We start from the raw sequence: 15,455 nt of genomic DNA, 5'->3' as shown, positions 1-15,455 counted from the left end.
CCGCCGTTGACAGAGGGTCGCCATCGCGCCACGTATACCCGCGCAGCACACGCCGCGGGGGAGGGCGCATGTCCAGCACACAGGTGACTGAGAACGGCTTCGGCCCCGAAGCCGCGCGCAGCCTGACCGCCGCCGACGGGGAATCGGTGCGCCGTGTCGGTGTCGTGGATGTCGGATCCAACTCCGTTCGCCTGGTGGTGTTCGACGGCGTGGCCCGCTCACCGGCCTATTTCTACAACGAGAAGATCCTCTGCGGCCTTGGCAAGGGCTTGCAGGAAACCGGGATGCTGGACCCTGAAGGGCGCAAGCGCGCGCTGAGTGCGCTGCACCGTTTCGCCGCGCTGGCCAAGATCATGCAGGTGACGGTGCTGACCGGCGTGGCCACCGCCGCCGTGCGCGACGCCAAAGACGGCCCGGCCTTCCGCGACCAGGTCGAGCGCGCCACCGGCCTGTCGCTGGAAGTCGCCACGGGCGAGGATGAAGCCCGCCTCTCGGCCAAGGGCGTCCTGCTCGGCTGGCCCAAGGCGACCGGCATCGTCTGCGACATCGGCGGCGCCTCGATGGAGATGGCGCGGGTCGAGGGTGGCAAGATCGGCGCGCGCTCGACCTCGCCCCTCGGGCCGCTGCGCCTTGCGGCCTTCGATACGGAAGCAGAACAGGAAACGCAGATCGAGACCGAGGTCGCCGCGCTGGCGGAGCGTGTCGGCGGCCCGACACAGCGCCTGTTCCTTGTGGGCGGCTCATGGCGCGCCATCGCGAAGCTGGACATGGAGCGGCGCGGCTACCCGCTGAAGGTGCTGCACGAATACCGGCTGACCGCGGAGCAGGTGCTGGAAACCTGCGACTGGCTGGTGGACCAGTCCCCCGAGGAGCTGAGCAAGCTGACCGACACCTCGCTCGCGCGGCTGGAGCTTGTGCCGACGGCGGCGCGGGTCCTGCGCCGGGTGGTGCAGACCATGCGGCCCGAGGCGATCCTGATCTCTTCCTACGGGTTGCGCGAAGGGCTGCTGTATCGCCAGATGCCCGCCTCCATGCGGGCGCGCGACCCGCTGCTCGAGGCGGCGCGCCACATGGAACAGACCCGCGCGCGCTTTCCGGGTTTTGGCGCATCGCTCTATGCCTGGCTGATGCCGCTGTTCGGCGATGCGGACCGCGAGGAACTGCGCCTGATCCGCGCGGCCTGCTATCTGCATGACATCACATGGCGGGCCCACCCCGACTATCGCGCCGAGGTGTGTTTCGAAACCGTCACCCGCGCCAACCTGTCCGGGCTGGATCACGAGGGGCGGGTGTTCCTCGGCGCCGCGATCGTGACGCGTTACAAGGCGTCGTCCAACAAGGGCTTGTCCGAAGACATCCTTTCGCTGCTGACCCCTGAGCGGCAGGCCCAGGCGGAAACTCTTGGCCGGGCGCTGCGCCTTGGGGCGATGCTGTCGGGCGCGGCGCCCGGATCGCTGGAAAACACAAAGCTGTCGCGCGACGACGGGACGCTGACGCTGACCCTGCGGGGCCCGGCGCGCGCGCTGCGCGGCGAGGCGGTGGACCGGCGTTTGCGCAACCTTGCCATGGCGTTGGAGCTGGAGCCGCTGGTCACCCTGTCGGCGCGTTGATCGCCGCGAAACCGGCCCGCCGTCGATCAAAACAAAACCGGCCTGCATGACTGCAAGCCGGTCGTGTCGTCTCCCCAGACTTGGGCGTTTGCCCTTTTTTGCCGTTGGCGATCAGTTTGGGCCGTTCCGACTCACTTGCGACGTCCCGCCTTCCATCTCCGGCCGGTTTTGTAAACCAAACTTCTGTCACATTTGCAATTGGGTTTTTCCGCGTGTCCCGCCCCGTGCCGACGCTCCGATTGCACGCCCCCCGGCTTTCGCCTACATCTGCGCGTGACGCTGACCTGTAACCGAAAGTCTGAGCCACATGCGCCTGTCCCGCTATTTCCTGCCGATCCTGAAGGAAACCCCCTCGGACGCCCAGATCGCCTCGCATCGCCTAATGCTGCGCGCGGGCATGATCCGTCAGGCCAGCGCGGGCATCTATTCCTGGCTGCCGCTCGGCTACAAGGTGCTGCGCCGCATCGAGCAGATTGTTCATGAAGAGCAGCAGCGTGCGGGGCATATCCCGCTGCTGATGCCCACGATCCAGTCCGCGGACCTGTGGCGCGAAAGCGGCCGCTACGACGACTACGGTCAGGAAATGCTGCGCATCCGTGACCGCCACGACCGCGACATGCTCTACGGTCCGACGAACGAGGAACTGATCACCGACATCTTCCGCAGCCACGTGCAGTCCTACAAGGATCTGCCGCTGACGCTGTACCACATCCAGTGGAAGTTCCGGGACGAGGTGCGCCCCCGATTCGGCGTGATGCGCGGGCGTGAGTTCCTGATGAAGGACGGCTACAACTTCGACCTGACCAAGGAAGACGCGCTGCATTCCTACAACCGCCACCTGGTCAGCTATCTGCGGACCTATGAGCGGATGGGCCTTCAGGCGATCCCGATGCGCGCGGACAGCGGGCCGATCGGCGGGGACGATACGCACGAATTCCTGGTTCTGGCCGACACCGGCGAGTCCGAGGTGTTCTACGACAGCCAGATCACCGACCTGAAGTTCGGTGACCGTGCGATCGACTACGACAGCCACGACGCCTGCCGCGCGGTGCTGGAGGAGTTCACCTCGCGCTATGCGCGCACGGACGAAACCCATGACGAGGCCGAGTTCGCGAAAGTCCCCGAAGAGCGTCGCCGCACGGCCCGCGGCATCGAGGTGGGGCAGATCTTTTACTTCGGCACGAAGTATTCGGAGCCGATGGGCGCCACCGTGCTTGGCCCGGACGGCACCCGCTCGCCGGTTCACATGGGCTCGCACGGGATCGGCGTGTCGCGTCTTGTCGGCGCGCTGATCGAGGCGAACCACGACGACAAGGGCATCATCTGGCCCGAGGAAGTCGCGCCCTTCCAGATCGGCATCGTGAACCTCAAGCAGGGGGATACCGATGCGGACGCCGCCTGCGAAGGTCTGTACCAGGGCCTGAAGTCCCGCGGCCTCGACCCGCTTTACGACGACCGTGAGGAACGCGCGGGCGCGAAATTCGCCACCATGGACCTGGTCGGTTGCCCCTGGCGCATCACCGTAGGGCCGCGCGGGCTGAAGAACGGGGTGGTCGAGCTGACCTCCCGCCGCACGGGCGAGTCCGAGGAAATGTCCCCCGAGGCGGCGCTGGATCGCTGCGCGCAGATCTTCGCGGGCGTCTGAGGCGATGCGCACGCGCGTTCCCACGGGCCCGGTCGCTGCATGAGCACCCGCACCCCGCCTTTCGCCGGCTTTGAGTGGCTGATCGCCTGGCGCTACCTTCGAGCGCGCCGCCGGGAAGGTGGGGTCAGCGTGATGTCCGTGATCTCGCTTCTCGGCGTGTCGCTGGCGGTGTTCGCGCTGATCGCCACGCTTGCGGTGCGTTCCGGCTTCCGCACGGAATTCGTCAACACAATCATCGGCGCCAACGCCCATGTCACGGTGCTGGACGTCCCCCGCTTCGATGCGCACGGGCAACTGCCCCGCGGGATCGAGGAGTTCGACGCCCTGGCCGAGCGCGTGGCCGCGGCCCCCGGCGTGACCCGCGCCGCGCCCATGGTGAAAGGGCAGGTCATGGCCTCTGCCAATGGCCGCAACGGCGGGGTGGAGGTCTATGGCCAGCGGCTTGAGGACGTGCGCTCCATCCCCCTGATCCGCGAGCCGGAATCCGAGCGCGGCGACCTGTCCCGCTTCGATGAGGGGGTTTCCATCGGCGCGGGCATCGCGATGGACCTGGGGCTGGGGCCGGGTGATACGATCCGGCTGATCTCCCCCGACGGGGTGAAGGGGCCCTTTGGCACCACGCCGCGCATCGTGGATTACGAGGTGGTCCATATCTTCCAGGTCGGGCGCTATGACATCGACCGCACCCGCATCTACATGCCCTTCGCCGAGGCGCAGAGCTTCTTCAACCGCGAAGGCGTCGCCACCGAACTCGAGGTGCTGGTGGACGATCCCGAAGCGGTGGACGCGCGTCTGCCCGGCATCCTGCAAGCGACGGGCGAGGGGTATTACGCCATCACCTGGCGCGACCAGTGGGGCGGCTTCCTGCGCGCGCTGAAGATGGAGGACAACATCATGTTCGTCATCCTGTCGATCCTGGTCACCGTGGCCGCGCTGAATATCGTGTCGGGCCTGATCATGCTGGTGAAGAACAAGGGGCGTGACGTGGGCATCCTGCGCACCATGGGCCTGAGCGAAGGCTCGATCCTGCGCGTCTTCTTCATCTGCGGGGCCTCCATCGGGGTGATCGGCACCGCCATCGGCGTGGTGATGGGCTGCCTGTTCGCGATCTACATCGACCCGATCTTCGGCTTCGTGAACTACATCCTCGGCGGGGGCGTGTGGGACCCGTCGGTGCGCTACATCAGCCAGTTGCCCGCGGAACTGCGGTTGGACGACGTGCTGTCCGCCGTCGCGCTGAGCCTCGGCCTGAGCTTCGGGGTCACCTATTTTCCCGCCCGCCGCGCGGCGCGGATGAACCCGGTGGATGCGTTGCGCTATGAGTGAAGTTCTGCGCCTTTCGGGCATCACCAAGACCTATAACCCCGGCAAGCCCAACGCGGTGGAGGTGCTGCGCGGGGCGGAGTTGACCCTGAACGCGGGCGAAGTGGTGGCCCTTGTCGCGCCCTCTGGCGCGGGCAAGTCGACGCTGCTGCATATCGCGGGGCTCTTGGAAAGCCCGGACGCGGGCACGGTCACCGTTGCGGGGGACAGCGCCATCGGCGCGTCGGATCGCAAGCGCACGGCGCTCAGGCGGGACCGGATCGGCTTCATCTACCAGTTCCACCACCTGCTGCCGGAATTTTCCGCGGCCGAGAACGTGATCCTGCCCCAGCGCGCGGCGGGGCAGGGCGTCGGCGCGGCCCGCGCGCGGGCGGACGAATTGCTGTCGGCCGTTGGCCTTGCCGCGCGGGCCGAGCACCGCCCGGGTGAGCTTTCTGGCGGCGAGCAGCAGCGTGTTGCCTTCTGCCGCGCGCTGGCGAACCGCCCGCAGGTATTGCTGGCGGATGAGCCGACGGGGAACCTTGATCCGGCGACGTCGGACGTGGTTTTCGCGGCGATGCTGGACATGGTGCGCGGCTCAGGCCTTGGCGCCTTGATCGCGACGCACAACATGGAACTGGCCGCGCGGATGGACCGCATCCTGCACCTGAGCGAGGGGCGGCTGGTCCCGGCGTGATCCGCCGGGCAGCTCGTAAGCCCCTCAGCCGCCGCAGATATCCAGAAGCGCCAGCCAGTCGCGATCCCGGCGGATCAGCGGCGGCGCATCCTCGGTCGGTTCCAGCCCGGCCATGTCCGATGGGCGTGCATCAAGGCGCTTGAGCACATCCGCGGCGAAGGAGTCCGGGCGCACGCCCAGTTCCGCAAGCCGGGCCATGGCCAGCGCGATGGCCTGCCCCTCGGGCACCCAGTCGGTTGCCCGCGCGTGCAGCACCATCTCTCGCATCCCCTGCTGCCCGACCTCGCCCGAGGACAGGAAGGCCAGCAACTCGCGCGCGGGCAGTTCCTGCGTCCAGCGATAGAACGGTGACAGCGCCGGCCCCGCCTCCGCCCCGAGGGCGATCCATCCCGCGATCACCGCGGGGGAGGCGGCCTGTTCCACCACGTCGTTCCCGAGGATCAGCGTGCCGTCGGGCAGCGCGCCGAGCGGGGGCGAAGTGCGCCGCCGCACCTCCACCCGCTGCCCCGGCGCGACGTGATCCGCCAGGCGGGCCAGCACGCGCATGCCTTCGCTGCCGCGGCATTCCGTGGCAAGCCGCGGGCGAAGCCCGTCGGACATCAGTTCCGCCTGCTCGGAGGAAACCAGCGCGAAGGCTCGCGCGCGCAGCAGGTCCGGCCCGCGGAGCGCACCGAAAGCCACCAGGCCAAGGACCAGCGCCGCCGTCAGGGTGCGCCCCAGCGCGCGCCGCCGCCCGGCCGGGGCGGCACGGGTGCGGGCCATGGCGGAAACGGCGGCAATGGCCTCGACCATCTGCGCGTCGGACACCTCCAGCAACTCGCTGGCGCCGGGATCGGGGGCATAGACCACCGCTTCGCCCTCACGGGCGACCACCTCGACAGCGGCGAGGGACCAGTGCGTGAGCGGCTGCTCCTCGAAGTCCGACAGCACGAGGGAGGCATTGCCGAAGCTCACTAGGACCTCGCGCCAGGGCGCATCGGGGCCCTCACGCCAACGGCCGGCGGCTTCCAGTCGGATGTACTGCTCAAGAGCGGTCATGAAGTGGGGTGCTTTCGCGCCGCGCGATCGTCAGTCGGCGGTGGGGAGGGTGTAGTTCATGTCGTGCAACCGCTCGCGCAATCGCAGTTTGGAGATCTTTCCGGTCGCTGTATGGGGCAGCTCGTCGACGAATACAACGTCGTCGGGCAGTTGCCAGTTGGCGCAGCGGGAAGCCACCGATGCAAGGATATCCGCCGCCTCCGGCGTTCTGCCCGGCTTGCGCACGACGACCAGGACGGGCCGTTCGTTCCACACCGGATGGGGCATGCCCACGCAGGCCGCCCCGGCCACGTCGCCATGGTCGAGTGCGGCGTTTTCCAGCTCGATGGAGCTGATCCACTCGCCCCCGGACTTGATCACGTCCTTGGAACGGTCGGTGATGCGCACGTAGCCGTTCGGGTCCATCGTCGCCACGTCGCCGGTATCGAACCAGCCGTCGGAATCGGTCGCGGACCTGTCCGCGTGCAGGTAGCGCTCCACCACGGCGGCGCCCTTGGTCCACAACCGGCCCTGGGTGGCATTGTCCCAGGGCAGCAGGTTGCCCGCATCGTCGGTGATCTTCAGGTCGACCGTGAACGGCGGATGCCCGACCGTTTCCTGCACATCGATCCGCGCCTCCTCGGGCAGCTCCAACACCTCGGGCTTGAACGAGCAGAGCGTGCCGACGGGCGACATCTCGGTCATGCCCCAGGCGTGCAGGACGCGCACGCCGTAGGTGTTCTGGAACCGCTCGATCACCGAGCGCGGACAGGACGATCCGCCGATCGCGACGCGGTTGAGGGTGCTGAAGCGCTTTTGCTCCGTCTCCAGGTAGTTCAGCAGCATCAGCCAGATCGTCGGCACGGCGGCGGTGACGGTCACGCCGTGCTCAAGCATTTCGTACAGGGCGGCGGGGCTCAGGTCCCGCCCGGGCATGACCATGGAGGCGCCCGCCATCGGCGCGCTGTAGCCGAGCGACCAGCCGTTCGCGTGGAACAGCGGCACAACGGGCATGACACTGTCCGTCGCGCTCAGGGCCAGCATGTCGGCGCTGTTGATCGCAAGCGCATGCAGCGTGTTCGAGCGATGGGTATAGACAACCCCCTTCGGCGCGCCGGTCGTGCCCGAGGTGTAGCAGATCCCGCAGGCGTCCGTTTCGTCGCCCTTCACCCAGTCGAAATCGCCGTCCACCTCCAGCAGCCAGCTTTCATAGGCCTGGGTGTCGGGCAGGGTGGTCTGGGGCATGTGATCCTCGTCCGTCAGCACGATGACGTGCTGAACGGTGTCGAGCTGGTCCCAGATCCCCTCGATCAGCGGGACGAGGTCCGCGTCGATCATCAGGACCTTGTCCTGGGCGTGGTTGATCACGTAGACGAGCTGGTCCGCGAAAAGGCGCGGGTTCAGCGTGTGCAGCGCCGCGCCCGAGCCGGGAACGCCGTACCAGACCTCCATGTGGCGGGCGGTGTTCCAGGCCATCACGCCCACCACGTCGCCGCGCCCGATGCCCATGCGGTTCAGCGCCTGGGACACATGCAGCGCCCGGTCGCGCACGACGGACCAGCTTGTTTCGCTGATCGGGCCCTCGACGGTTCGGGTGATGAGGCTGCGGTTGGGATGATACCGGGCCGCGTGATCGAGGATTCGCCCGACACGTAGCGGAAACTGCTGCATCAATGCGTGCATCTGGCATCCTCTCCCTTTGGTCTGTGATTTCAACCTACCATTGTCCCCAGCCGATGAAAACGCGGATCGGTCGGCCGCGCGGCAAGCGGCGGCCCTTCACTTTTCCTTTGCGGATGTGGTGCAAAAAAGGCGTCGGGACGGCACGCGCTTGACCGGGGTGTATGCGCTTTATAAACGGAGGCCATGGTCGCCAAGTTGTTCACGAAAGACGCCCCGCGCGCCACCGGTCTGGTGGAAAAGCTGACGCAGCACTTCGGTGAGCAGCGTGAGATGAATCATAACATCCTGGTCAGCGCGCAAGAGCGGTTCATCTACATGACCAACCCGAAGGTGGCCTGTTCCTCCACCAAGGCGACGCTGAACCTGGCTCATGCGCAAGCCAATGGAATCGCACATGAAATAGGCTCCATGGCGCAGATTCATGCGCGCTGGCAGAACCCGCTGAAGACGCCGTCGCAGATCGGCTTCAAGCGGTTCGAGCAGATGCTGGCGGCGGATGACGTGTTCCGCTTCACCTTCACCCGCGAGCCGGTGGCGCGGTTTTATTCCGCCTACCTGTCGAAACTGGCGAAGGGCAAGCGGCGCTCGGGCATGGCGCAGCGGCTGTGGGCGCATATGGGCTGGTCGGCGGATTACGACCTGACGATAGAGGAGTTTGCCGACCTGTGCGCGAACAACCCGGTGGTGCGCGATTTCGATCCGCACTGGCAGTTGCAGCGCAAGCAGATCGCCTATGACCTGATCGATTTCAGCTACCTCGGCGATCACAAGCAATACGGCACGGATTTCCCGGTGATCCTTCAGCGCCTGTTCGGCAAGCCGGTGGAGATCTTCGATTCCCGCGTCGCCTTCAAGCGTTTCACCAAGGCCGGCGCGAAGGCCGAGGCGGTTAGCGACGAATTGCGCCGCAAGATCGAACACGCCTATGCCGCGGATTACGAGATGCTGGCGGAAATCTCCGACAAGGGCCTGGACCGCCTGCCTGGCTGACAGGCGGCCCCTTTGGCGTAATCTGCCCCGGCCTCAGGCCGCGGCGACCTCGGTTCCCTGGTAGAAGCGGGTCCCCTCAGCAGCCATCTTGCGCAGGGATTCGGGCGCGGCGAAGCGCGGGCCGTGGCTGGCTTCCAGCCGGTCGCAGATTTCCACCACGCGCTCCGCGCCCATGATGTCGATCCAGCCGAACGGCCCGCCGGACCAGGGCATGAACCCCCAGCCGAGGATCGCGCCGACGTCGCCCTCTCGGATGTCCATCAGCACGCCCTCTTCCTTGGCGCGCACGGCTTCCAGCACCTGAACCAGGATCAGGCGGTGCTGGATCTCGCGCAGGTCCGGCCGATCCTCGGCCACCGGCCAGATCTCGCCCAGGCCGGTCCACAGGCCGATGCGCTTGCCCTTTTCGTCATAGGCGTAGTAGCCCGCCTTCGACTTGCGGCCCAAGCGCCCCTCCTCGAACAGGCGGAAGATCACCTCGTCCGCCTTGGCGGCCGCGGCGGGATAGGCATCGCCCATCGCCGCTTTCGTCGCCTTGGCGATCTTGACCCCAAGGTCGATCGAGGTTTCGTCGTTCAGCTGCAACGGCCCCAGCGGCATGCCGAGCTGCTTGGCGGCGTTTTCGATCAGCGCGGGCTCCACCCCTTCGGCGATCATCATCACGCCTTCGTTGATGTAGGGGATGATGCAGCGGTTGGCGTAGAAGAAGCGCGCATCGTTCACCACGATGGGCGTCTTGCGGATCTGGCGCACGAAATCGAGCGCCTTGGCGGTGGCGCGATCCCCGGTCTGGCGGCCCTTGATGATCTCCACCAGCATCATGCGGTCCACCGGGCTGAAGAAGTGGATGCCGATGAACTGCTCGGGGCGGGCGCTGGCCTTGGCCAGCTCGCTGATCGGCAGGGTGGAGGTGTTGGTCGCAAAGATCGCCGTTTCCGGGATCACGGCTTCGGCGCGCGCGGTGACGTCGGCCTTGATCGTGGGGTCCTCGAACACGGCCTCGACGATCAGATCGCACCCCTCAAGTGCAGCGTAATCAGTGGTTGCGGTGATGCGGCCCAGAACCTCGGCCTTCTTCTCCTCGGTCACGCGGCGGCGCTGAATGCCCTTGTCGAGCAGGCCTTCCACATGGCCCTTGCCCCGGTCTGCGGCGGCTTGCTCCTGGTCGATCAATACCACCTCTATCCCGGCGTTGGCGCTGACATAGGCGATGCCCGCGCCCATCATGCCCGCGCCAAGGACGCCGAGTTTCTTCACCCTCTCGTCCCCCACCTCGGGGCGGACCGCGCCTTTTTCCAGCGCGCCCTTGTTCAGGAACAGCGAGCGGATCATCGCCTCGGAGCTCGGGTTCAGCAGGACGGAGGTGAAGTGGCGCGCCTCGATCCTTAGCGCCGTGTCGAAAGGCACCTGAGCGCCCTCGTAAATCGCGGAAAGCAGCGCCTTGGCCGCCGGGTAGACGCCCTGCGTCTTGCCGTGGATCATGGCGCTCGCGCCCACGTAGGTCATGAAACCCGCCGGGTGATAGGGCGCGCCGCCGGGCATCTTGAAGCCGGGTTTGTCCCAAGGCTTCACGATGTCCGCGTCGCTGGCCGACAGGACCCATTCCTTCGCGCGGGCCAGCAGCTGGTCGGGCGCCACGACCTCGTCGATCAGCCCGGCGGACTTGGCGCGGGCGGGAGGCAGCATCTTGCCCTCCATCAGGATCGGGGCGGCGGACATCAGGTCCATCATGCGGGTCACGCGGGTGGTGCCGCCCGCGCCGGGGAACAGGCCGACCAGGATTTCCGGCAGGCCGATCTTGGCCTTCGGGTTGTCGGCGACGAAGCGGCGGTGACAGGCCAGGGCGATCTCGGTCCCGATGCCCGCGCTGGTGCCGGGGCTGGCCCAGGCCACGGGCTTGCCGCCCTTGGAGGTCTTGGGGTCCATCACGTTGCGCTCGATCTTGCGCAGGATGCGGTGGCCGTTCATCGTGAAGTCGAACAGCGCCTGCGCGGGGTTGTCCCCGGCTTCGGCGCGGATCTTGCCCAGAACGCCCAGGTCCATGCCCCCGGCGAAATCCTTCTTGGCAGAGGTTACGATCACGCCCTTGACGCTGTCATCGGCCATCGCCTTGTCGAAAAGCTCTTCGAACTCGGCGAAGCCTTCCAGCGTCATGACGTTCATGGAGGTGCCCGGCTGGTCCCAGCTCAGCGTCACAACGCCGTCGGAGTCCTGGTCGTAGGTGAAGATGGTCATGTCAGACGTCCTTTGGTGTGGGGCAGGGGCGCGTGCCCCGTGTCAGCAGGTCGTGCATGGGGGTCAGATCCGCTCGATGATCGTGGCCGCGCCCATGCCGGAGGCGACGCAAAGCGTGGTCAGCGCGGTGCCCTTGCCCGAGCGTTCCAGCTCGTCCAGCGCGGTGCCAAGGATCATCGCGCCCGTTGCGCCAAGTGGGTGGCCCATGGCGATGGCGCCGCCGTTCACGTTGACCTTGTCGTGGTCCACGTCGAAGGCCTGCACGAAGCGCAGGACGACGGCGGAAAATGCCTCGTTCACCTCGAACAGGTCGATGTCCGAAATGCTCATGCCGCTCTCGGCCAGGATCTTTTCGGTGACGGGAACGGGGCCGGTCAGCATGATCGTGGGATCGGTGCCGATCTTGGCGGTGGCGCGGATGCGCGCGCGCGGCGTCAGCCCGTACTTGTCGCCGAAATCCTTGTTGCCGATCAGCAGCGCGGCGGCCCCGTCCACGATGCCGCTGGAGTTTCCGGCGTGGTGGACGTGGTTGATCCGCTCAAGATGCGGGTATTTCAGCAGCGCGACAGCGTCAAAGCCGGGCATCACCTCGCCCTGGTCCTTGAAGGCGGGTTTCAGGCTGCCAAGCGCCTGCATGTCGGTGCCCGGGCGCATGTACTCGTCCCGCTCAAGGATCGGCAGGCCGTTGATGTCGCGCACGGGGATGACGGATTTCGCGAAACGCCCGTCTTCCCAGGCTTTCGCAGCCCGGGCCTGGGACTCGACGGCGTAGGCGTCAACGTCGTCGCGGGAAATGCCGTATTCCGTGGCGATGATGTCCGCCGAGATGCCCTGGGGCACGAAGTAGGTCTTCATCGCAAGGCTCGGGTCCACGGCGATGGCCGCCCCGTCCGAGCCCATGGGCACGCGGCTCATCATCTCGACGCCGCCGGCGATATAGGCCTGCCCCGCGCCGCCCCTGACCTGGTTCGCGGCCAGGTTCACCGCCTCCAGCCCCGAGGCGCAGAAACGGTTGATCGAGAGGCCCGGCACCCGTTCATCGAAGTCCGAGGCCAGCACGGCCGAGCGCGCAAGGCAGCCGCCCTGTTCGCCGACTTGCGTGACGTTGCCCCAGATCACGTCCTCGATCGCCTGCGTGTCCAGATCGTTGCGCGCCTTCGCGGCGTTCAGAACCTCGGCCGACAGGCGCAGCGAGGTCACCTCGTTCAGGCTGCCGTCCTTGCGGCCCTTGCCGCGCGGGGTGCGCAGCGCGTCGTAGATATAGGCTTCAGACATTTGCCACTCCCTGTAGGCTGGAGACCATGTTGATCAGCAGCAGGATGGAGATCCCCAGCGACAGGGCCGCCAGGATCATCTTGAAACGGTAGAACGGCACCAGCCGCCCCTGGAACTTGACGAACCGCCCGGCAACGCCGAGCACGCCGATGACAAGAACCGGGATCGCGATGCCGGTGAAGAACAGGCCGACAAAGCCGCTGAACACCGTGCCGAGACCCGCGAAGAACCCGACCAGCATGTGCCCAAGCCCCTGTCCCGACTGGATATCGCGGGGATTCGGATGCCTGTCCTCGGCCAAACGGAGGATAAGGGCGGAAATCCCGCTGGCGAGGCCCAGCAGGACCAGGAGGGAGGTAAGGACAGGGGGCAGCATTCAGGTCTCCTTTCCGGGCAGGGGGTGGCCCGGCATCAGTTCATAAGGGTGTTTCCAGCCCGGAAGCGCGGCGATGCGGTCGCGCCAGCGGGCGATGTGCGGAGTTTTGGCGATATCGACGTCGATCTCTTCGAGGAAGTACATGTAACCGATACAGCTCAGGTCCGCCGTGGTCGGCCGCCCGGCGACGATCCAGTCGCTGTCCGCAAGGCGCTGCTCAAGCACGGCCATGGCCGCTTTCGCGCGGCCCATGAGGAAAGAGATCACATCCGGATTGCGGTGTTTTTCGGGCAGGAACAGCTGCATGAACCGCCCCGTGGCCAGGTTCGCGGTGAGCTTGTGGTTGTCCCACAGGGTCCAGCGCAGGATCTCGCGGCGTTCGGCCTCGGTCTCGGGGCCGTAGCGGCGGTGTTTGGCGGCAAGGTAGTCGAGGATCACGCCCGACTGGGTCAGCCGCAGGTCGCCTTCGGTATAGGTCGGCACCTCGGCCATTTCGTTCAGCGCGGCGTAATCGGGCGAGCGGGCTTCGCCGTTGAAGAAATCGACGAAAACCGGTGTCCAGTCCTGGCCGCAAAGCTCCAGCATGAGGGCGGCCTTGTAGGCGTTTCCGGATTGGGCAAAGCAGTGCAAGGTGGCGGTCATGGCGTATGCCTTCCTGTGACGGTGACGGGGGAAAGGCGTGCCATGGCATCTGGCAAGGGGCTGGCCGTCGAACAGCCGCCCCGCGCGTTGGTGACAGAATAACCGCCTGGAGTCATTGTCTCCTCCGAAGGGTGCGTGCGTGTGCGCACCTTGTATCGGGAGTGCGTGCGCGCCCGCACCCTACGATCAGAATGCCCCGGCTTCCAGCGCCATCACCGTGTCCGCCCCGCTCTGGATGCGGGCCAGGTGCATGGCGGTCGCGGGCAGTTGGCGGGCCATGTAGTAGCGCCCCGTCGCGATCTTGGCCTCATGGAAGGCGGGGTCCGGCGCGCCCTTGTCCAACGCCTCCTGCGCTGCCTTGGCCATGCGCGCCCACATCAGCCCCAGGCAGACATGCCCGAACAGATGCATGAAGTCGGTGGAGCCGGCGAGCGCGTTGTTGGGGTTCTTCATGCCCTCGGCCATGAAGTACATCGCCGCCGCCTGAAGGTGCTTGGACGCCGCCTTCAGCGGATCGAGGAAATCGGCTTTCAGCTGCGCGTCCCCGTCGTTTTCCTTCACGAAGCCCTTTACCAGCTCGAAAAAACCCATGACGTGCTTGCCGCCGTCCTGGCCAAGCTTGCGCCCCACCAGGTCCAGCGCCTGGATGCCGTTCGCGCCCTCGTAGATCATCGCGATCCTGGCGTCGCGGGCGAACTGGGACATGCCCCATTCCTCGATATAGCCGTGGCCGCCGTAGACTTGCTGCGCGAGGATCGTGGACTCAAATCCCTTGTCGGTCAGGAAGCCCTTGATCACCGGCGTCAGCAACGAGATTAGCCCGTCCGCATCGGCATCGCCCTTGCGATGCGCCCGGTCGATCAGCATCGCGCCCCACAGCGCGAAGGCGCGGGCCCCTTCGATGAAGGACTTCTGGTCCATCAGGTTGCGCCGGATGTCGGGGTGCACGATCAGCGGATCGGCCGGGCCGTCGGGGTTCTTCGCGCCGGTCACCGCACGGCCCTGAAGGCGGTCCTTCGCATAGGCGACCGCGTTCTGGTAGGCGGCCTCGGCCTGCGCCAGACCCTGCATGCCGACGCCGAGCCGGGCCTCGTTCATCATGGTGAACATGGCGCGCAGGCCCTTGTGCGGCTCACCCACTAGGTAGCCGGTGGCGCCATCGTAGTTCATCACGCAGGTGGCATTGCCGTGAATGCCCATCTTTTCCTCGATCTTGCCGCAGGACAGGGCGTTGCGATCCCCGAGGGAGCCGTCGTCCCTAACCAGGAACTTCGGCACGATAAACAGGCTGATGCCCTTCACCCCCTCCGGCCCGCCAGGGATCTTCGCCAACACCAGGTGAATGATGTTTTCCGCCAGGTCATGTTCGCCGGCCGAGATGAAGATTTTCTGGCCGGTCACCTTGTAGTTGCCGTCGTCCTGCGGCTCAGCGCGGGTGCGCAACAGGCCGAGGTCGGTGCCGCAGTGCGGCTCGGTCAGGTTCATCGTGCCCGACCACGCGCCAGAGACCATGTTGGGCAGGTAGGTCTGCTTCTGCGCCTCAGAGCCGTGGGTGTGGATCGCGGAATAGGCGCCGTGGGTCAGCCCCCAGTACATGTTCAGCGCCATGTTCGCGGCGACGAAGTTTTCCGACACCGCCGAGTGCAGCACATAGGGCATGCCCTGACCGCCATAGGCGGGGTCGCAATCCAGCCCGATCCAGCCGCCCGTGGCCACCGTCTCATAGGCGGCCTTGAACCCGGCAGGCGTGCGCACGACGCCGTTTTCCAGGCGGCAGCCCTCAATATCGCCGGTCATGTTCAGGGGGGCCAGCACGTCCCGGCTGATCTTGCCCGCTTCCTCTAGGATCGCGGTGGTGAAATCACGGTCCAGCTCGTCATAGCCCGGCACATCGCTTTCGCTGACCTTCAAAAGGTTGTGCAGAACGAAATCGATATCGCGCAGGGGGGCGTCAAAGGCAGGCATGCAGGTCCAGTCCTTTCA

The 15,455-nt window shown here is 66.5% G+C and carries 12 protein-coding genes; 5 read left to right on the top strand and 7 right to left on the bottom strand.

Going from position 1 to position 15,455, the window contains the following annotated elements:
• Positions 1-68 precede the first annotated feature (68 nt).
• The 4 genes from DJ029_RS06635 to DJ029_RS06620 all read left to right on the top strand — a co-directional run bounded on the left by DJ029_RS06635 (position 69) and on the right by DJ029_RS06620 (position 5,254).
• Entirely contained in the window at positions 69-1,610 is a 1,542-nt protein-coding gene (locus tag DJ029_RS06635) for a Ppx/GppA family phosphatase (protein WP_112321574.1), read from the top strand.
• 307 nt (positions 1,611-1,917) lie between these two features.
• On the top strand, positions 1,918-3,255 hold the full coding sequence (gene proS / locus DJ029_RS06630; RefSeq protein WP_112321573.1) for a proline--tRNA ligase: 1,338 nt from the start codon (positions 1,918-1,920) through the stop codon (positions 3,253-3,255).
• A 39-nt stretch (positions 3,256-3,294) separates the two neighbouring features.
• Positions 3,295-4,581 (top strand): ABC transporter permease, encoded by a 1,287-nt coding sequence (locus DJ029_RS06625; RefSeq protein WP_112321572.1) that lies wholly within the window; start codon positions 3,295-3,297, stop codon positions 4,579-4,581.
• Complete coding sequence (locus DJ029_RS06620; protein WP_112321571.1) at positions 4,574-5,254, top strand: ABC transporter ATP-binding protein; 681 nt, start codon at positions 4,574-4,576, stop codon at positions 5,252-5,254. Before DJ029_RS06625 ends, DJ029_RS06620 begins: the two co-directional genes overlap by 8 nt.
• 24 nt (positions 5,255-5,278) lie before the next feature.
• On the opposite strand, the gene DJ029_RS06615 is transcribed toward DJ029_RS06620, so the two are convergent.
• Together DJ029_RS06615 and DJ029_RS06610 are read right to left on the bottom strand one after the other, a co-directional pair.
• Positions 5,279-6,292 (bottom strand): hypothetical protein, encoded by a 1,014-nt coding sequence (locus DJ029_RS06615; protein ID WP_112321570.1) that lies wholly within the window; start codon positions 6,290-6,292, stop codon positions 5,279-5,281.
• Positions 6,293-6,322: 30 nt separating this feature from the next.
• Positions 6,323-7,954 carry a long-chain-fatty-acid--CoA ligase gene (locus DJ029_RS06610; protein ID WP_112321569.1) on the bottom strand — a complete coding sequence of 544 codons (1,632 nt, stop codon included), beginning with the start codon at positions 7,952-7,954 and terminating at the stop codon, positions 6,323-6,325.
• 183 nt (positions 7,955-8,137) lie between these two features.
• Here DJ029_RS06610 and DJ029_RS06605 point away from each other — a divergent pair, with 183 nt between their 5' ends.
• Positions 8,138-8,944 (top strand): sulfotransferase family 2 domain-containing protein, encoded by an 807-nt coding sequence (locus DJ029_RS06605; protein ID WP_112321568.1) that lies wholly within the window; start codon positions 8,138-8,140, stop codon positions 8,942-8,944.
• Positions 8,945-8,977: 33 nt separating this feature from the next.
• On the opposite strand, the gene DJ029_RS06600 is transcribed toward DJ029_RS06605, so the two are convergent.
• From DJ029_RS06600 to DJ029_RS06580, 5 genes are all read right to left on the bottom strand, one after another.
• On the bottom strand, positions 8,978-11,179 hold the full coding sequence (locus DJ029_RS06600) for a 3-hydroxyacyl-CoA dehydrogenase NAD-binding domain-containing protein (protein WP_112321567.1): 2,202 nt from the start codon (positions 11,177-11,179) through the stop codon (positions 8,978-8,980).
• 63 nt (positions 11,180-11,242) lie between these two features.
• Positions 11,243-12,454 (bottom strand): acetyl-CoA C-acetyltransferase, encoded by a 1,212-nt coding sequence (locus DJ029_RS06595; RefSeq protein WP_112321566.1) that lies wholly within the window; start codon positions 12,452-12,454, stop codon positions 11,243-11,245.
• The gene (locus tag DJ029_RS06590) at positions 12,447-12,830 is read right to left on the bottom strand and encodes a hypothetical protein (RefSeq protein WP_112321565.1); all 384 of its coding nucleotides are present in this window, start codon (positions 12,828-12,830) and stop codon (positions 12,447-12,449) included. The genes DJ029_RS06595 and DJ029_RS06590 overlap by 8 nt, the downstream gene beginning before the upstream one ends.
• Positions 12,831-13,472 (bottom strand): glutathione S-transferase family protein, encoded by a 642-nt coding sequence (locus DJ029_RS06585; protein ID WP_112321564.1) that lies wholly within the window; start codon positions 13,470-13,472, stop codon positions 12,831-12,833. It abuts the gene before it with no gap.
• A 186-nt stretch (positions 13,473-13,658) separates the two neighbouring features.
• A complete protein-coding gene (locus DJ029_RS06580; RefSeq protein ID WP_112321563.1) occupies positions 13,659-15,437 on the bottom strand; it encodes an acyl-CoA dehydrogenase C-terminal domain-containing protein in 1,779 nt (592 codons plus the stop codon).
• Positions 15,438-15,455: the final 18 nt, after the last annotated feature.

This window comes from Oceanibium sediminis, assembly GCF_003265325.1.
Classification (GTDB): Bacteria; Pseudomonadota; Alphaproteobacteria; order Rhodobacterales; family Rhodobacteraceae; genus Halovulum; species Halovulum sediminis.
Note: the sequence above shows the minus strand (reverse complement) of the source record. Positions and strands in the feature narration are given on the sequence as shown.